Source organism: Brevibacillus parabrevis (assembly GCF_003710905.1).
GTDB lineage: Bacteria > Bacillota > Bacilli > Brevibacillales > Brevibacillaceae > Brevibacillus > Brevibacillus parabrevis.
On record NZ_RHHV01000006.1, the window covers coordinates 245,817 to 263,797 of the forward strand.

At 53.0% G+C, this 17,981-nt stretch carries 19 protein-coding genes; 4 read left to right on the plus strand and 15 right to left on the minus strand.

Going from position 1 to position 17,981, the window contains the following annotated elements; all coding sequences use genetic code 11:
- Window positions 1-17: 17 nt before the first annotated feature.
- The 8 genes from EDM60_RS07555 to EDM60_RS07590 form a co-directional block, all read right to left on the minus strand.
- Window positions 18-620 (minus strand): TVP38/TMEM64 family protein, encoded by a 603-nt coding sequence (locus tag EDM60_RS07555; RefSeq protein WP_122963417.1) that lies wholly within the window; start codon window positions 618-620, stop codon window positions 18-20.
- A gap of 131 nt (window positions 621-751) precedes the next feature.
- Window positions 752-1,243, minus strand: coding sequence for a GyrI-like domain-containing protein (locus tag EDM60_RS07560; RefSeq protein ID WP_122963418.1), 492 nt, complete (start codon window positions 1,241-1,243; stop codon window positions 752-754).
- A 74-nt stretch (window positions 1,244-1,317) separates the two neighbouring features.
- Window positions 1,318-2,262, minus strand: a complete 945-nt coding sequence (locus EDM60_RS07565; RefSeq protein WP_122963419.1) for a helix-turn-helix transcriptional regulator — start codon at window positions 2,260-2,262, stop codon at window positions 1,318-1,320.
- A 112-nt stretch (window positions 2,263-2,374) separates the two neighbouring features.
- Window positions 2,375-2,584, minus strand: a complete 210-nt coding sequence (locus EDM60_RS07570; protein WP_122963420.1) for a hypothetical protein — start codon at window positions 2,582-2,584, stop codon at window positions 2,375-2,377.
- A 76-nt stretch (window positions 2,585-2,660) separates the two neighbouring features.
- The gene (gene eutC, locus EDM60_RS07575; RefSeq protein ID WP_122963421.1) at window positions 2,661-3,494 is read right to left on the minus strand and encodes an ethanolamine ammonia-lyase subunit EutC; all 834 of its coding nucleotides are present in this window, start codon (window positions 3,492-3,494) and stop codon (window positions 2,661-2,663) included.
- A 22-nt stretch (window positions 3,495-3,516) separates the two neighbouring features.
- The gene (locus EDM60_RS07580) at window positions 3,517-4,878 is read right to left on the minus strand and encodes an ethanolamine ammonia-lyase subunit EutB (RefSeq protein WP_122963422.1); all 1,362 of its coding nucleotides are present in this window, start codon (window positions 4,876-4,878) and stop codon (window positions 3,517-3,519) included.
- Window positions 4,879-5,176: 298 nt separating this feature from the next.
- Complete coding sequence (locus EDM60_RS07585; protein ID WP_122963423.1) at window positions 5,177-5,566, minus strand: response regulator; 390 nt, start codon at window positions 5,564-5,566, stop codon at window positions 5,177-5,179.
- A gap of 265 nt (window positions 5,567-5,831) precedes the next feature.
- The gene (locus EDM60_RS07590) at window positions 5,832-6,272 is read right to left on the minus strand and encodes an Rrf2 family transcriptional regulator (RefSeq protein WP_122963424.1); all 441 of its coding nucleotides are present in this window, start codon (window positions 6,270-6,272) and stop codon (window positions 5,832-5,834) included.
- Window positions 6,273-6,427: 155 nt separating this feature from the next.
- Here EDM60_RS07590 and EDM60_RS07595 point away from each other — a divergent pair, with 155 nt between their 5' ends.
- Both EDM60_RS07595 and EDM60_RS07600 read left to right on the plus strand, forming a co-directional pair.
- Window positions 6,428-7,714: an acyl-CoA thioesterase/bile acid-CoA:amino acid N-acyltransferase family protein gene (locus EDM60_RS07595; RefSeq protein ID WP_122963425.1), complete on the plus strand. Its 1,287-nt coding sequence runs from the start codon at window positions 6,428-6,430 to the stop codon at window positions 7,712-7,714.
- Between the two features lie 433 nt (window positions 7,715-8,147).
- A complete protein-coding gene (locus EDM60_RS07600) occupies window positions 8,148-8,486 on the plus strand; it encodes a histidine triad nucleotide-binding protein (RefSeq protein WP_122963426.1) in 339 nt (112 codons plus the stop codon).
- Between the two features lie 17 nt (window positions 8,487-8,503).
- On the opposite strand, the gene EDM60_RS07605 is transcribed toward EDM60_RS07600, so the two are convergent.
- Window positions 8,504-9,481 carry a YpdA family putative bacillithiol disulfide reductase gene (locus EDM60_RS07605; protein ID WP_122963427.1) on the minus strand — a complete coding sequence of 326 codons (978 nt, stop codon included), beginning with the start codon at window positions 9,479-9,481 and terminating at the stop codon, window positions 8,504-8,506.
- Between the two features lie 151 nt (window positions 9,482-9,632).
- Between EDM60_RS07605 and EDM60_RS07610 the strand changes: the two genes are divergently transcribed.
- Window positions 9,633-11,237, plus strand: coding sequence for an S-layer homology domain-containing protein (locus EDM60_RS07610; RefSeq protein ID WP_233454086.1), 1,605 nt, complete (start codon window positions 9,633-9,635; stop codon window positions 11,235-11,237).
- Between the two features lie 105 nt (window positions 11,238-11,342).
- Here EDM60_RS07610 and EDM60_RS07615 read toward each other — a convergent pair whose 3' ends face one another.
- The 5 genes from EDM60_RS07615 to EDM60_RS07635 all read right to left on the minus strand — a co-directional run bounded on the left by EDM60_RS07615 (window position 11,343) and on the right by EDM60_RS07635 (window position 15,675).
- Window positions 11,343-11,816, minus strand: a complete 474-nt coding sequence (locus EDM60_RS07615; protein ID WP_122963428.1) for a GNAT family N-acetyltransferase — start codon at window positions 11,814-11,816, stop codon at window positions 11,343-11,345.
- Window positions 11,817-11,873: 57 nt separating this feature from the next.
- Window positions 11,874-12,680, minus strand: a complete 807-nt coding sequence (locus tag EDM60_RS07620) for a TrmB family transcriptional regulator (protein ID WP_122963429.1) — start codon at window positions 12,678-12,680, stop codon at window positions 11,874-11,876.
- A gap of 153 nt (window positions 12,681-12,833) precedes the next feature.
- Window positions 12,834-13,796 carry an L-threonine 3-dehydrogenase gene (locus EDM60_RS07625; protein WP_122963430.1) on the minus strand — a complete coding sequence of 321 codons (963 nt, stop codon included), beginning with the start codon at window positions 13,794-13,796 and terminating at the stop codon, window positions 12,834-12,836.
- Window positions 13,793-14,986, minus strand: a complete 1,194-nt coding sequence (locus tag EDM60_RS07630; protein WP_063227081.1) for a glycine C-acetyltransferase — start codon at window positions 14,984-14,986, stop codon at window positions 13,793-13,795. Before EDM60_RS07630 ends, EDM60_RS07625 begins: the two co-directional genes overlap by 4 nt.
- A 311-nt stretch (window positions 14,987-15,297) precedes the next feature.
- Complete coding sequence (locus tag EDM60_RS07635; RefSeq protein ID WP_122963431.1) at window positions 15,298-15,675, minus strand: (2Fe-2S) ferredoxin domain-containing protein; 378 nt, start codon at window positions 15,673-15,675, stop codon at window positions 15,298-15,300.
- A 173-nt stretch (window positions 15,676-15,848) separates the two neighbouring features.
- Between EDM60_RS07635 and xerS the strand changes: the two genes are divergently transcribed.
- On the plus strand, window positions 15,849-16,961 hold the full coding sequence (gene xerS / locus EDM60_RS07640; protein ID WP_122963432.1) for a tyrosine recombinase XerS: 1,113 nt from the start codon (window positions 15,849-15,851) through the stop codon (window positions 16,959-16,961).
- Window positions 16,962-17,061: 100 nt separating this feature from the next.
- Here xerS and EDM60_RS07645 read toward each other — a convergent pair whose 3' ends face one another.
- Window positions 17,062-17,955 (minus strand): manganese catalase family protein, encoded by an 894-nt coding sequence (locus tag EDM60_RS07645; protein ID WP_063227078.1) that lies wholly within the window; start codon window positions 17,953-17,955, stop codon window positions 17,062-17,064.
- Between the last annotated feature and the right edge of the window lie 26 nt (window positions 17,956-17,981).

Sequence of the window (17,981 nt, forward strand, 5' to 3'; positions counted from 1 at the left end):
TCCTCCTTTCCTCTCTTTTACGGCTGCTCAGATTGCCCGGTTTGCTCGGATTGCGCTGGTTTTCGCCGCCAGAAAAGCAACAGGACAAGGGCGCCCGCCACGAGAGCAAGCAAAAGCCGCAGCTTGTTTTCCCCAAAGTAGATGAGATCGTGTCCGACGAACGTCTCAAACACCATCGAAGGCACTTTTCCGAGCAATGTCGCCAGAAGAAAGTCAGCGAACGACATATTCGTCATGGCTGCGCCGAGATTGATCACACCCGAGGGGATCAGCGGATTGAGCCGCAACAAAACGACAGCGAGTGTCTTCTTGCCTCTCGTCGCGCCGTTGATAGCCGACACCCATTGGAATGACGCCAGTTTCTGTTTTTTGTCAGCTTTTTTGATCACATAGCGGTAGAAGAAAAAGGCGATCCCCGCACCCAGCACCTCCCCAGTCAAAGAGATGAAAAAACCGCCGTACAGGCCGAAGACAACCGCATTTGCCCCGGACAAAAAAATCGATGGCAGCACGCCTGCCACGCTGATCACGATATTCAGCGCGATGCTGCCGACGATCGCAAGCACGCCCCAGGAGCGAATCCATTCGGCCAAGCCTTCTATATTCATCAACCAATCCATCTACGCATACAGACTCCTCTCACATGCTGTTCCTATAAGCGTATACGAAACTTGTGAAGAAATCATGGAAAAAAACAAACAATCGCTTCCGACGGGGGAAGCGACTGAGCGAAGAAACCATGTGCAAAAAACTACTCGTCGGCGATGCCGATGTAAATATCGATCTGCGCCTGATTCATGTCCGCGCAACGCACGCCATCGTACAGCTCAAAATCGGCGACAAACGTCCGTGTTACACCCGGCTGCTGGGACCATTCCCATATATGCTTCCACGCTTCCGTGATCACTTCCACCGTCGGGCCGACTCTTGTCGTAAAGACGGCATACGTGGAAGCAGGAATCTCCTTCACAGTCAGTTCAGCAGGCAACGGCGCTTCTGCCTCGACTTCTTTTCCGACGAGCAGGGAGTAAGCCCCGTTCTCGTCGCTCTCGTAGTCAGCGTAGACGCCAAACACGACAGCAGGGTCCTTTTGTCCTGGCGTACTCGCCGGATAACCTTCCTGGTAATAGCGATTCCATAGCGCTCCAATTTTCGCGTTTGGCCCGCACTCCGCTTCATTGGTTGTCCGTATTTGCAATCCTGCTACACGCATGTGGCCCAGTTCGACGATTTTGGGGTTCATATTGTTGCACGCTCCTGTCCGGAAAAAGTAGCTTACATCGTCCAGTATAACTGCCCTACCTTGACAACTGTTTGTCAACGTTCCGGCTCATCCCCATAAAATGCCGCTATTTTTTTGGCGCTATCCGCGATTCTTTGCCGGATGTGAGCTGGCTCCAGCACCTTCAGACTATCCCCGTAGCTGAGCAGCATGCCTGCCAGCCATTCATCGTCTGTCATCGTCGTGCGAACCGTCATTTTCCCATCAGGAGCCGTCTCGATCGATTGCGGATCAAACATGTCTCTTACCCGGACGTGAGCGCGCGGGGCAAATTGCAGAACCAGCGCGATTCGTTCCCCGCAATTCCACTGCTCTTCCCATTGCAACTTTTCCAGCTGGCAATCACGGGCGGCAAACTCCTCCGGCAAAAGCGCCAGATCAGCGATGCGCGACAGCCGAAACAGCCGAAACTCTTGCTTGCTTTGGCAAAAGGCGTACACGTACCAGACGTAGCCTTTGATGATCAGCCTCACTGGCTCGATGACCCGTTCGCTCGACTCGCCCTGCATTTTCGTATAGACGATTTTGACTCGCTTGCGGCACAGGATCGCCTCGCGCAAGCTGCTCACTTTTTGCTCGATGGCCGGAGTGCTGCCCCACGGATTGAAGTCGTACACCACCGGATGCTCCCCGCCTTGAAAGGCAGACGGAGCCGTTGCGAGCAATGCCTTGATTTTTTCCAGCAGTTGACCGATTTGCTTGTCGTCTGTGGAAGAATGCACGCCTTTCAAAGCGGCAATCACGGCAACCAGCTCGTCGGCCGAAAGGTATTGCCGATCGATCGTAAAGTTTTCCATGATTTCGTAGCCTCCGCTTGTGCCCGGATAGGCAACAATCGGGATGCCCGCCGCATTGATCGTCTCCAAATCACGGTATACGGTGCGCAGCGACACTTCAAAATGGTCGGCAAGCTCGCGAGCGCTCATTCGCCTTTTGTTCAGGAGCATCATGACGATCGCCAGCAATCGTTCTACTTTCAAATCTCGTTCCACCTTTTTTCGCTTCCAGAGGAGCCTATTTAAAAAGGAGAACCCGCAGCAAATTGCCCTGCTGCAAATTCTCCTTTGTTCGTTCTTTCGTTTGGAGGAAAAACTAGACACCCATACGTCTGCGCTGATTGTTTGGCTTCTTGGTCAGCTGGCTTTTCATCGATTGGTTTTTCGCTTTTTGGTTCACAGGACTGTTTGCTTGCGCCTGTGCCTGTTTCTTTTCCGCCAATTTGCGTTTCATCGCTTCCTGGAGACTGATTTTTCCCGGTTTTTCTTCTTTCGTTTCCAGTTCGTTTTGGTTTGGCTCGGTCATGCGTAGCAACTCCTCATAGAAATTGGTTATCTTCTATGTATTCTAGTGCAAGACCGGAGGATTCGCCAGTAGTAATCTAGCCGTTTTTGGCGCGAAGCTGCATATATTTTACGCCGCTCGCCTGATACTTCAAAATTTCCTCCAAAAGCTCTGCAAGATAAGCTCCTGCTTCAATCGGCAGAGTCCCGCCCCGGTGAATATTAGAAATAACCGTACGATCCGATTCTACCGTATTCGCATCCGGTTTGTAAATCATGTAAGCGCTGAGACTTTCTGCCGTCGCGAGTCCCGGTCTTTCCCCGATCAGGGAGATGACGACTTTGCAGCCGACGATTTTGGCGACCTGATCCTGAATCCAGACGCGGCCTTTGTTGATGAAGATCGGCTTGCCCACGCTGATGTTGCGCATCGCCAAGCCTTGTTGCAGAGCGGGCAGCAAATCGGGAATGGTCGCTTCGCAGGCAGACGTGCTAAGCCCGTCGGAAATGACGATCTGCACGTCTTTTCCTTTGTCGCCATGCTGTTCCAGCCACTTCGCCGATTCATCGGACAGCATTCGCCCCGAATCGAGGTTCATCAGGTACTCCTGCATGCTCGTCGCCCTGGAATGCAGCTCAGGAAGTTGCAGACGCGCAAGCCATTCCGGGCTGATTGCTTTCATCACCGCGTCATGTGCTGCCGCCTGGTCGATGCGGAACTGCAAGTAGCTGGTTGTCTTCATCCGCGTGCCTGTCCGGCCGATCCCGATCCGCGCCGGAGTTCTGTTCATCGCCCGCTCCAGCGCTTCCGCATTGTTCGGATTGTCTACCCCGCGCACTTTTTGCTCCGGGAAGTGAATGACTTCCTGCGTCTTTTTGGAAAGCTCATCCATGACCCGCTGGACAAGGTCATCCATGTTGATCTGTCTCATCGTGTTTGCCCTCCCCCAATCGTTAGTCGAACACCGATAGATCGCCCGCACGCTCTGTCAGCCGCCCGTTTTCCATCAGTCCCATTTTTTCCATCCATTTTTCAAACTCGCGCAACGGACGCAAGCCCAAAAGCTCGCGGTAGCTGGCATCGTCGTGATAGCTCGTATCCTGATAGCTCAGCATGACGTCGTCTCCGCCCGGCACACCCATGTAAAAATTCGCTCCGCCAAGCGTGGTGAGCATTCCGGCGATCTCCTGGTCGTTTTGGTCCGCGTACATGTGGTTGGTATAGGTAGGGGCAATTCCCATCGGCAGGCCGTGCAGCTTGCCCATGAACAAATCTTCCAGATCGGCGCGAATCATTTGTCTGCCGTCGTACAGCGTTTCCGGCCCGATGAAGCCCGAGACGTTGTTGACCATGAACGGCTTCCAGTGACGGCAAAAACCGTATGTGCGCGCCTCCAGCGTCTGCATGTCCACTCCTTCGTGCGAGTCCAGCGACACTTCCGAGCCTTGCCCGGTTTCAAAATACATCACGTTCGGTCCCGACGCCGTTCCTTTGCGCAGCATCAATTCCATTGCTTCATCCAGCAAATCTTTGGAGACGCCAAATGCGTCATTCGCCCGCTGCGAGCCAGCCAGACTCTGGAACATCAAAGAGATAGGAGCGCCGCCGCGCAGCGCCTGCATCTGGGTCGTGATGTGGGCGAGCACGCAGTTTTGCGTCGGGATCTCCCATTTTTGCATAAAATCGTGGGACATTTTCAGCAGCTTGATAACGCTTTCAACGGAATCGTTATTCGGGTTGATTCCGATAACAGCATCCCCGGAGCCGTAAGACAAGCCCTCTTTCATCGAGGCGAGAATGCCTTCCGGATCGTCAATCGGGTGGTTGGGCTGACAACGGAACGCCAGTCTGCCCGGCTCGCCGATCAGCGTGTTGCAATACGCCTGGTGCTTCATTTTTTGCGAAGCCATCACCAGGTCAATGCTGGACATCAGCTTGGCTGTAGCAGCAATCATCTCGCTCGTCAGACCGCGACTGATGCGGGTAAGCTCCGGCATGCCCGTCGAGAAGGACAACACGTACTCGCGCAGCTCGCCCACTGTCCAGTTTTTGATTTCCTCGTAGATCGACAAGTTCAAATCGTCGTAAATAATCCGGGTGACCTCATCCTTTTCGTACGGAATCACCGGATTTTCGTAAATGTCCTTGAGTTGGAGCTCGCTCAGTACGACTTTGGCTGCCATCCGCTCCAGTGCGGAATTTGCAGCAAGTTTGCTCATGTGGTCGCCTGACTTCTCCTCGCTCGCTTTGGCCAATACATCGCGAACGGATGTGAACTGGTAATGTTCTTTACGGATGACGCATGCCAATTTCATCTCGCTTCACTCGCTTTCTTTGGTGGAACTTTTTGTCCGCCCGACATTCTTTGAGTGAAAACGGCCATCCTGCATACTTTCGCGTTTCTCCCCGGAAAAATTCGTGTGAGACCAGCTCATCATTGAGCAACCGCGTTCGTGCGGATGATATTACCCAAAATATGCCTGGCGGGGATATGCTTGCTGCTTTTCGAGCGCGTCGTTGCGCTTGTTTCTTTCGTCCGTATACGTCAAAAAGACGCCTGGAAAAGGAGACGGTCATCCGTCTTCATTCAAGCGCCATTGCTTTTGTTGCGATTCACTTTTCAAGCGTATGCTGTTTTTCCAAAAGGAGCGTTTCCACCGCCGGGAGAAATTCCTCCTCCATGACCGGCTTGACCAAAAACGCGCAAACTCCTTTTGTTTTCGCTTTTGCTACCACGTCTTTGTGACTGTATGCCGTTAACAGGAGGATGGATGCATCCGATTGTCCTCTGATGATCCCTGTTGCCGTCAATCCATCCATAACAGGCATTTTTACATCCATGATGATGAGGTGCGGGTCCCACAGTTGCGTCAGAGCAACGGCTTCCTCGCCGTTCTTCCCGTCAGCCACAACGTTGTAGCCTTGTTCCTGCAACATCTCGACCAGGTCCATTCGCGTGATGGGGTCGTCGTCTATGATTATGATTCGGTAACGCTGACGCAATACTCCACCTCCCGCTAAGAGAATGGACGTGCCAACTGCTCATCATACGGTCAAACCTGCAACCGACGCCGTTGTCGGGTTTTTTTGCAGCTTTTTGAATACTCTCATTATATCTTATTACCGTTGGCTATTTCTACCCTTAATCCCGTCCTTTGCCGCCTGCCGTCCCGTTTTTTCAAAGCGGCTTGCTGATTTTCTATCGATCCTCGCGACCGCAGAAACGACCTGGGCATTCCTTCCGTTCACCGTCGCACTAGCAGACTTTCTACTTGGCCTGCTCCGTAATCTTTTGCCGCAAATCCGAGACTAGCTCCTGCATCGTAACGCTTTGCAAAATCGCTTCCATCGCATGCTCGGCACGAAGCAGGATCAATTCCAGGACGAACTGGATGTTCGCCCCCACCGGACAGGCTGGATTCGGCTGGTCATGAATGTGAAAAAGCTGGCCTTCTTCCACGACCTCAACCGCCCGGTAAATGTCGAGCAAGGTAATGCTCGCAAGCTCTTTGGCGAGTGATGCGCCGCCTGCTCCGGCCCGGACGTTCACCAGGCCCGCCTTTTTCAATTGGCCAAGTACCCGGCGGATAATGACCGGATTCGTATTCACGCTTCCGGCGATCCACTCGGACGTATGATGGGAGTTTGCATCGATAGAGAGAAGTGATAGTATATGAACCGCAATGGAAAAACGGCTGCTGATTTTCATGTCGGTCACCCTTTCGTTGTAATGATTATAGTTACACCTTCATTTGGAAGTCAAGTTAACCGTTCCGTCACATTTGCTGCTGTGGCGCATTTGTGAATTCTACTATAATTACGGTGTCATAAAATCCCATATTGTTGATGAGGAGTGTTGACTGTATGATGCATCCACAGATCGATGTTTCACCAGCAACGGCCTTGCTCGATGTTCCTGTCCATATTACACTAAGCGGTTTTCAGCCGCATCAGTTAATCACGCTCAACGCTACCCTGACGAACGGATTGCCAGGAGGAGAACTGACAGCGTCTTCCCATGCGATTTTTCAGGCAGACGAGAACGGCTCTGTTGATCTCGTCTCCCAGGCTCCCTTGTTCGGAACGTACGAAGGAATCGATCCGATGGGGCTTTTCTGGTCGATGAACGTGCAAACACTGCGCTTTTACAGTGCCTATTCACTCGATGACTTCCAGTTTACTCCCCGCTCTACCGAGATTCACCTGACGGCAGAAGTCAATCAAAAACCAGTCGCCAAGGCTGTTGTCAAACGCGTTTTCGTTTCCCGCGACGTCTCGATTACAAAAGTCAAGGAAGACGGCCTGGTCGGTCTGTTTTTCAGCAAGCCTCACCCTGAGCCGAAGCCTGCCGTGCTCGTCCTGGGAGGCAGCGAGGGCGGGATCGGCTCCTGTTCACAATTTGCCGCCTTGTTCGCCTCTCACGGCTATCCGGCGCTTGCTCTCGCCTATTTTCAATGCGACGACTTGCCGACGGACATTCAGCAAATTCCGGTTGAATACGTCCAGCGCGCCGTGCATTGGCTCAAGCAGCAGCCAACCGTGCATCCTGACAAAATAACTGTGTTTGGCCGCTCCAAAGGCGCCGAGCTTGCTTTGGTCACCGCGTCGCTCGAACCGGGTATCCACGCCGTCATCGCATCCAGCCCCAGCTCAACCGTCAACATCGGGACAGACAGGGCTTTTGCCGATTCCGAAATATTTTCACCGCAATCGTCCTGGTCGTTTCGCGGCGAACCTCTGCCATTCGTTCCATGGACAGAGGAGCAATCCCGCCAATTCCGCGAGCTGCTCGATGCCGGACAACGCATCGATCAAATTCACAAAGACGCGTGGCGCGCCTGCGAGTGGCTTGCGGACGCCGAAATTCCTGTGGAACAGATCAACGGTCCGATTTTGCTGCTTTCCGCTGACGACGATCACTGGTGGCCTGCTGCCGAACATTGCGAGCGCATGGTAGCACGGCTGAAGGCCAAGCAGTTTGCCCATCCGGTCGTGCATTTGCGCTACGCCGACACGGGTCATGGCATTCGGTTTCCGTACATTCCTACGACGCGAATCGCCCAGAACGGAGGAACGCCGAAAAACAATGCGCAAGCGTCCGAGCATTCGTGGAAAGAAGTGCTCGCGTTTTTGGAAGAAACGTTTGCATAACCGCATAAGCACATGCTTTTTCTTGCCCGCTTACATAAGCTGTAAAGAACAGCTAGTCATGACTTTTCATAAACGGCGGTGAAGCCATGTGAACTGGAGAAGGCAAGGACAGCTCAGGCGATTCACAGCAAGAATCGGGCAAACTTTTCGCATGACGCGCTGGAAGTTGACACGCTCATGGAGCAGCTTCCGGCATCCTGGCAAAGTTTTGCTGCAAAAATGCTATGCGCTCCTCAGAAGAATGTATAAATAGATTTCCCCTCTTCCCGCAATGGGTGGAGGGTTTTGTTTTTTCGCAAGCAAGATCGCAGCATAAGCGTCGGAAGCTTCCCTCCCAAAAACTTCCGCCTCTCCAACAGGTAAAGCCTACTCCCGTGACGAAGTAGGCTTTAGACATGTGACTATTCAAATTTCAGAGAGGATGAAAAAACAAATGGATTGCCTTTTTTGCAAAATCGTCAACGGTGACATTCCCTCCAAGAAAGTGTACGAGGACGAGCATGTTCTCGCTTTTCATGACATCAATCCTGTCGCGCCAGTCCACGTGCTGGTCATCCCGAAAAAACATATCCAGTCCGTAATGGCGATTGAACCGGAGGACAAAGAGCTGATCGGCCACCTGCACCTCTCCTTGCAAAAGGTAGCCGAGACCATGGAGGTAACCGAGTCCGGCTTCCGCGTCGTGACGAACATCGGAAAACACGGACAGCAAACGGTGTTCCACCTGCACTACCACCTCATTGGCGGCAGACAGCTGGAGTGGCAGTTCTAGCACGAATACATTTTTCGTCAGGCGTTGTTTTGCGAGACGATGTGGCGGGCGATCCCTTCGCCGTGAAATCTGCCGTTTTCGATGAAAATGGCATTGGCGTGGTGGCCCGCCGCAATCACGCCCGCTATGTACAGACCCGGAACGTTCGTTTCCATCGTTTCGGGATCATGGGCTGGCACGCCTGTCTCCTCATCCGTCTGCACGCCGAGCGACCGCAGGAACGTCCGGTCGGGACGATAGCCGATCAGCGCGAAAACGTGATCGTTGGCAAGCGTAATCTCACCGTCAGCCGTATTGACGTGAATCGCCCGTTCCTCAATAGCAGAAACCGTCGCTCCGAAAAACATTTGGATGCGGCCTTTTTTTATGAGACTTTCAAACACCGGACGAGTCCACGCCTTGACTTTGTCTGACAGCTCGGTTCTGCGGCAGATGACGGTGACATGCGCCCCTGCCCGTTCCAGTTCCATCGCGGCGTCTACAGCGGAGTTGTTGCCGCCCACAATCGCCACTTGCAAGCCGGCGTACGGGTGCGCTTCCTTGTAAAAAGAAGAAACTTTCGGCAAGTCTTCCCCCGGCACGTTCAACCGATTCGGATTGTCGAAGTAGCCAGTAGCGATGACCAGCTTTTTCGCTTCGTAGTGATGTGTCTTGGAAAAACGGTCCGTCGTCGTAACGTGAAAACCTTCTCCCACGCGCTTCGCTTCTGTCACGGTTTCGTATACGTGCACGCGCAAGTCCTCGCGGGAGGCTACCAGCCGATAGTAATTGAGCGCTTCTTGCCTGGTCGGTTTATCGTTGGCTGTGGCAAAAGGAATGCCGCCAATCTCCAGCAAGTCCGGCGTGCTGTGAAAAACCATGTACGTCGGATAGCGATAAATGGAATGCACAAGCGACCCTTTTTCAATAATGAGCGGATCAAGTCCGGCTTTTTTGCAAGCGATGGCTGCTGCCAGACCGCAAGGCCCGCCGCCAATAATCAGTACATCTTCCATTTCTCTTCCGCCTCACTTCTTCATTTCTCTCTCTTCTCATTCCAATCCTTATCATACCATATCGGAATTTCCGCAAAAGAGTTCCCGGCTGTTCTCTTACCAATAAATGACCAATGAAAGATTGGTTATGTCTCCTTATACTGGATGTATGATGAAAAAACAAAACATACATATTTGGTTGGTTTCTCTGGCATTTCTGACATACTGCCTGACTCTGGCTGTCGGCGTCCCTGCCTCAACCGCTTCCACAAAAGCGTTGAAGGACATTGCCAACAGCTACGCCAAAGAGCAAATCCGCTCCTTGCACGAGGCAGGTGTAATCGCAGGAGATGAAAACGGCTATTTCCATCCGACTCGTCCGGTCACTCGTGCCGAGTTCGTCGCGATGCTGACACGCACGCTGGGCATCCAGCCTGTTGCGAGCAACATCCCCGCTTACACCGATGTCGCGAAAAATTCCTGGGCGTACGGCTCGGTGCAGGCAGCGGCTGCGGCAGGCATCTCAAGCGGGATCAGCGCTACTGCCTTCGGACCGAAACGCACGATCTCGCGCGAAGAAGCAGCGACTTTTCTCGTGCGGGCTCTCGTGCAAAATGTTCCGGCACAAGCCAATCCAGCCGTCAGCGACGCCGCTTCCATCTCCAGCTGGGCAAAAGCTGCGGTCGCCAAGGCGCTCCAGAACAAGTGGCTCGTCGGCTACGAAGGCAACTTCCGTCCGAACGATGCCTTGTCGCGTGAAGAGACAGCCGTCATTTTGCAGCGTATTTTGACCGAGCTGAACAAAAAACCTGGTACGTCAGCGCCGCTGGTTTCGCTTGGCTGGCAATACCAGTCCACCACGGACGAGTTTATTGCCCAAGTCAAGAAAAGCGGTGTCAACACGCTGTCGCCACGCTGGTACTTCCTGCAAAAAGACGGTACGGTCAGCGACTTTTCCGACGCTGCCCTCGTTCACTGGGCACACGCAAACGGCAAACAGATCTGGCCTTTGTTCGGAAATCGCTTTGATTCCGCCGCCACACATGCAGCGCTGTCCAGTGCGGACAAGCGCAAGGCAATCGTGCAAAAGCTCGCTGCCTTTGTGGACAAGTACGAGCTGGACGGCATCAACGTTGATTTTGAAGGCTTTTCACCTGCTGACCGCAACAACTTCACGCTGTTCATCCAGGAGCTGTCAACTGCGCTGCAAACCAAAGGAGCTGTCGTCTCCGTCGATATTCCACCTGATACCAAAACCGATTGGAGTGAACCTTACGACTTTGCCAAACTGGCAAAAGCCGCAGACTATTTGATCGTCATGGCTTACGAGGAGCATTGGGTGGGTGGCCCGAAAGCCGGCTCCGTCGCTTCGCTTCCGTGGTTGAAAAAAGTGACGGAAGATTTGTTGGATGATATTCCGGTGCAAAAATTGATCGTCGGTTTGCCGCTTTACACCAGAGACTGGTATCAGGCAAAAGGCGGCGTGCAATCGACCGATATCAGCATCCCCGAGTCGTATCAGCTGCTCTCGCAATACAGAGCGAGCACCAAATGGGATGCGAGCCTCGGACAGTACCGCTCTGCGTACAGCAAACAAGGGGTGACCCATTCGATTTGGCTGGAAGAAAGCCGTTCGCTGGGCCTCAAGGTTCAAGCAAGCCTGCAATGGCAAATCGGCGGTCTGGCTTACTGGTATGTAGGCTCCGAGTCTACCGATGTGTGGCCGGCCATCGCCAATGCGATCAAGCTGAAACAGGTGCGAGCCAAACTTTCCTGACGGACAACAGCAAAACCGCCTCCGCTGACGATACGTGCAGCGGAGGCGGTTTATTTTGTGAGAGCGGGGGTGACCACGATCGTACGCAACCTCTAGCCTAGCGCACTAACGCAATTTTCGCTCCATGAACATGGCGCCTTCCAGCGGGTTGTAGATGTAAGGCGTCGTCTCGGAAAACCCGAACGCCCGATACAACGCCTGCGCGCTCGTCATCGTCGCCAGCGTATCGAGCCGCATGAAATCGTACGGAAGCTGTTCCGCTGCCTCAATCACTTTTTGCACGAGCGCCCTGCCGATTTTCAACCCGCGATATCGGTCGCGCACATACAGTCTTTTCATCTCGCAAATCCGTTCCTCGCTTTTGCGCAGGGCGATGCAGCCCGCTGCTTCTCCGTCTACCAGCGCGAGGATCAGCACCCCATCTGGAGCCGCATACTTCCCAGGTAACGATTCGCATTCTGCTTCGAAGTCCTGAAAGCCCAGGTCAAGCCCGAGCGACTCGGTGTATTCGCGGAAAAGCTGCTTCACGCTCTCCAGCTCTGCCTCGTGTTCTTCTGTCACATAACGAAATTCGATCATCTGTTCTTTCCTCTCCTGCCTGTCTGTTTTGTCTGTCTCGATGTGAAAAATCGCTGCTTATTTTCTTGCGCTGTGAACGATATACGCCAACCGTTCATCGCTTTGGCAAAAGTCTGCCAAGTTGCCAACGCCCCATTTCGCACTCACTGCTTTTAGCGTCATATCGTGGCGAATGTACTCCTTGGCAAGCAAAATCAGCATCGGATCTGTCGTCTGAATCGCTTGTGGCACGCGGCCATCGAGGAAGCTGGCGATCAACACCTGCTGGTCGTCCTGGATCACGATGGTCAGTCGCTGGCCCATGCGCCGTTTTTCGATCGCGGAAGTTTCTTCGTGATAGAAGGCGTTGCCGAAAGAAGCCGTTTTTTGATCGGCAAACAACAGGGAGAACAGCCTGATTCCTTGCGCTTGTGCCGCCTCGGCCGCCCCCTTCAATTCATCCAGCTCCTCTTCCCACGCCGACAGCCACACTTCCTCTTTTGCTTGTGTGAGCAAGCTTTGCATGGCGGACAAAATTTTCGCCCGCTCCTCCATGTGCCTGATCACGTGAACCTCCACGGGCTTTTCCATCGCTTGCAGCTCTTGCTCCAAATAGTCAATCGTCTCGACATGCTGCTTTTTCAGATTCGCCATCAGTTCCTTGATCGGCACAGGCCGATACGTTGGCGGCTCTGTCCGCAGTTCGATGACAGCCTGCTTGCTCACCAGCTTGGCAATAACCGCGTACACCATCGATCTGGGAACCCCGCTCTTTTTGCTGATTTCGTACCCGTTTTGCAGCGGTTCTTTCAGCAATGTCACGTATACTTTTGCTTCATTTTTGGAAAAACCGATTTCCTCAAACTTGTCCAGTAGCAGCTCCATAACAACACCCTTTTTAGTTGTAATAAATATGACTACTATAACTCAATCCGTTTGACGAAGCAACCTGATTCGCGCTGCTCCGGCCAATGCCATAAAAAAACCGTCGCTTTGCCTGTTACGCAAAGCGACGGTTTCCTCTTTGATGCTATTCGTTTAGCCAACCTGCTGCAGCAGCTTTCCCCGCAGTTTGGTCAGCATGTCTTCGGTCATTTTTTCGAGATCAAATTCGGCTTTGAAGCCCCACTCATTCATCGCTGCTGTCGCGTCAATCGAGTTAGGCCAGCTGTCGGCGATCGCCTGACGCACCGGGTCTACGTCGTACGAGAGCGCAAACGTCGGGATGTGCTTGCGGATCGCTGCCGCTACATCTTCCGGCTCGATGCTCATCGCCGTTACGTTGAACGCGTTGCGGTGAATGAGCTTGGATGGGTCTGCTTCCATCAACGCGATGATCGCGTTCAAAGCATCGGGCATGTACATCATGTCCATGTACGTGCCTTTGCCGATGTAGGAAGTGTAAGCCCCGTCGAGAATCGCTTTGTAGTAAATATCTACCGCGTAATCGGTCGTTCCCCCGCCTGGAGGCGCCACGTAAGAGATCAGTCCCGGAAAACGAACGCCGCGCGTATCGACGCCAAACTTTTGGTAGTAGTAATCGCACAGCAGCTCTCCGGACACTTTGTTGACCCCGTACATCGTCGTCGGGCGTTGGATCGTGTCCTGTGGCGTGTTGTCTTTTGGCGTGGACGGCCCGAATGCGCCGATGGAACTAGGGGTGAAAAACTGGCAGTTCAGCTCGCGAGCTGCTTCCAGCGCGTTGACCAGTCCGCCCATGTTCAGGTTCCAGGCAAGCAGCGGTTTCGCTTCAGCGGTAGCCGAAAGCAGTGCAGCCAAATGCATGATCGTATCGACCTGATGGGTTTTCGCCAGCTCGAACATGCGATTTCCGTCCGTTACATCCAAAATCTCGAATGGCCCGGAATCCACCACAGGGTCAGCTTCTTTTTTGCGGATATCTGTCGCGACAACCTGATCGGCTCCGTAAACTTCGCGCAGCTTCATGATCAGCTCAGAACCGATTTGCCCCAATGCTCCCGTAACTAATATCTTTTTCATGACAGGATCCCCATTTCTTTCCCAACTTTTTCATAGATGCCAAGGGCGCGATCCAGCATTTCCTTGGTGTGAGCGGCAGTCGGCATGTTGCGTACACGGCCTGTTCCTTTTGGCACGGTCGGGAACACGATCGCCTTGGCGTACACGCCCGCTTCGTACAGGCGTTTGCTGAACTCCTGTGTCTGTTGTTCGTCGCCAATGATGCAAGGCGTGATCGGTGTTTCGCTCGCTCCGATGTTGAAGCCAAGCTCTTTCAAGCCTTTTTTCAAATAGTGGCCGTTATCCCACAGCTTGTCGTGAAGCTCTGTGCTGCTTTGCAAAATTTCAATAGCGGCGATGCTTGCAGCCACGTCGGCTGGCGTCAATGCAGTGGAGAACAGGAACGGTCTGCTGCGTACTTTGAGCCAGTCAATCAACTCCTGGCGTCCAGCGACATAACCGCCGACTACCCCGATCGCTTTCGAGAGCGTACCGATCTGGAAGTCAATTTTATCGGACAAGCCAAAATGCTTGACTGTTCCAGCGCCTTTTCCGAGCACGCCGGAACCGTGAGCATCATCTACATACGTAATGAGGTCAAATTCTTCGGCCACCTCGACGATTTCCGGCAGCTTGGCAATATCGCCATCCATCGAGAAGACGCCATCGGTGATGACCATCAGTTTTTTATATTTACCGGACTCTTTCGCTTCTTTCGCCTTGGCGCGAAGGTCGTCGATGTCGGAGTGGTTAACGCGAATGATTTGCGCGCGCGACAGACGGCAGCCGTCGATGATCGACGCATGGTTCAGCTCGTCTGACAAAATCGCATCGTCCTTGTCCATCACGGCAGAAATAGCTGCCATGTTGCAGTTAAAGCCGGACTGATAAGCGATGGCTGCTTCTGTATGCTTGAAGGCAGCGAGTTTTTCTTCGAGTTTGACATGCAGATCAAGCGTACCATTGATGGTGCGAACCGCCCCTGCTCCAACTCCGTATTTTTGCGCAGCAGCAGTCGCCGCTTCGATCAGGCGCTGGTCTGTTGCCAGTCCCAAATAGTTGTTGGAAGACAGGTTAACCAGTTCTTTTCCCGCAATGGTGATGACAGGGCCGTTTGCGCTTTGCAAAGGATCGATGACGTTGTACAGACCTTTGCTTTTCAAATCAGCCAGATTTTCGTGTAAAAAATGCTCCAATGTTTTGCTCGCCAACGAGAATCCCTCCAGCATCCAGCCATCGGGCCTTACATCTGACCATCGTGGAAGTAATTCCCACGAAAACAAATGTGCACCCTACGCGGACATATTTTTCTTATGAAAATCCCTTTAAATCAACCTTATTTACTAATAGGTTACCACCATTTTCTTTAAATGTCCATATCACAAAGACATATTTGATGACGCTTTCAGGCAAATCGCAGAAAGACCTATTCCTACATAAGTTCTCCTTTTGTTGGAATCTTAGACAAAAGCCGCGCAACAAAAAACCACCCTCCTCTTTTCCAGTGGAGCGTGGCTCTTGCTTACTTTTTCGCTTTGGCCGATTTCAACATCCCCGGTTTGGCATCGGATGTGCGGGCAAATCCATCCCCTGCAAAGCGATGCGTCATCAAAGCTTCGATCGGTTGACCCAGGCGAAAATGCTGATCGACCATCTGCTTGGCGTCTTCCGGGGTCACGTTCTGATACCAGATGCCTTCCGGATAGACGACTACGACACAGGCATCCTCACAGCGCCCGTTGCAACGCGTGCGGCTCGTATGTACATAGTCGTCCAGACCAGCCTCGGTGATCGCCTCCCGCAGCGCTACCGTCACTTCCTCGCCCCCGTTGCGCATACAGCTCCCGCCATTGCAGAGCAACACATGGTGACGCGTTTGAGACAAATCCCACGTTGCCAATGAACATTCCTCCCGCGAAATAATCGTAACGATTACGTTTTATTTACTTTTCTACTTTACTTTTTCTCATCATGACTGTAAATAGCGCAATTTGCAATTCCCAGAACGTTTCCTTTTTGCTAGAATATATGTTCGTATACAACTATTCCAATCTTTGGAGGGCGGTGGATCACATGTCCGTAACCAAGCAGCGAGATGCCTTGCAACTGCTCCAGACAATCGGGTCTTTTCCCTGGTATGTAGAAAAATTTATCGACCATAAAAAGACGAAAAAAAGCTCCCCTTCCACCTTGCTCGGGTATTTGCGCGACATCGCCTTTTTCTTTCGCTGGATGATGACAGAAGGTTTGACGCAGGCGACAGAGCTCAAGGACATGCCCCTCTCTGACCTGAACGAGCTGAAAAAGGAGACGATCGAAAGCTACGTCTTGTACTTGCAAGAATCGCATTTGTACGAACGCGCCGCCCTGCTGACCAACCCGACGCGCAGCGCGAAAAAAGAGTACAGCGACCGGACGATCAGCCGAAAAATTTCCAGCCTGAAGTCGTTGTTTCATTATTTAGCGGCGCTGGCGGAAGACGAGCATGGCGAGGCGTATTTGAAGCGCAATGTCCTGGCCAAAATCGAGCTGGACGCAACAGAGATGACACCGCTCGCCCGCGCCCACGCCATCCGGGCCAAAATTTTGATCGACGATGAAATTTATCAGTTCGTCGATTTTGTTTACAACGGCTACCTCGCCCACTGTGACACGGAAAAAAAGCGGCAGTACCACCTGCAAAATCGCGACCGGGATACGGCAATGATCGCGCTGATTCTCTCTGGCGGGTTTCGCGTCTCGGAGATCGTCAGCCTGGACTTGTCCGACATCGTCATGGAAAAAAATCAGTTGAAAATGATCAGAAAAGGCAAGAAGGAAGACGCTCCCTTTTTCAGCGACTGGGGCAAGGAGTATCTCGGCCGTTACCTGGCTCTGCGCGACAAGTATCATCCTGGCTCCCAGGAGGACGCTGTTTTCCTCGCCGTATCGCCAACGAAGCCGCACGGCCACCGAATCGAAGTGCGCTCGGTACAAAAGCTGGTCAAAAAATACGCGAAAGCATTCGGGATCCCTGATCTGTCCGTCCACAAGCTGCGGCACAGCTTTGCCACCCAGTTTTTGCGGCTGAATCCCGACCCTCACCAGCTGCAAGCGCAGTTGGGACACTCGAAAATCGAGACGACGATGCAATACGCCCACGTCCTCGAAGATGCGCTGGAGAAAGCGGTCAATCGCACAACCTGACCTGACTCCCCTAAAAAAGCAATCGACCAATCAGCCCTCGCCCTGGCGAACTCAAGCTGATTGGTCTTTGTTTTGCCTTTGCGTTCATCCTCTTTTTCCCCTACAGCCCGGCTGATCGCTGCAACCGTTTGGCAATTTCCAAAAAGTCTTCCCGCGACACCCCTGGCGCAAACTCCTCCGGCAATTCATCCAGATCGGGAACAGGCCCGCCATCCGGGACGCCTTGAATGACCTCCGCGGTTGATCCGTCCGGCAAAGGTCCGCGCCAGATCATCGCGATATCCTGATAGTCCTGGTAGCTGAACGTAAACAGCTTGCGGTTTAGCCCCATGGCAATATACGGATGAGTCGCGTCAAACTGCTCGTTGTCCAAGTCCGGGACAGGAAGCATTTTCGTCAAATCGACTCCCGTAGCAATTTCCAGCGCCTTGGCGTAGGCCACCACATGCACGCCGCCTCTGACGAGCAAATAGCCAATCATCGCTCGTGCCGTCGGGTGATCAGTCATCTGGTACACGCGCATTTTGTGGGTGCGCGCCCCGCATTCGAGAAAAAAGTTGTGCAGCAGATCAAGCACGAGATTGCCGCTGGTGAACACGTAGTCGCCCGTCCACGATTTGCCCATCGAATCACCGGGCAGCGCGGTCTGTGCCGAGGCAATGAAATGATATGTGTTGCGCTTGTTCAAGCCGTTGGCGAGCGGTGTAGTGTCGGGATCGCCAGGCCGCGTAATGCCTTTCATGCACAAGTTGATCGCATTGGATACCAGCTCGACGTGCCCTACCTCTTCTGCCGTGATGCTCGCGACGAGGTCGTAAAACGGCTTCAGCTTTCTTTTCCCGCGAAAATTGAACGATTGATACAAATAGTTGTTCAAAGTCGACATCTCGCCAAAACGGCCGCCCAATAGCTCCTGGACGGCCGCAGCGGCGTTGGCGTCTCCGTATTCCGGCTCCGGAAGCTCGATAGCCAATCGGTTAATCCGTGTAAACAACGCGATTCCCTCCCCCGTCATCCTCC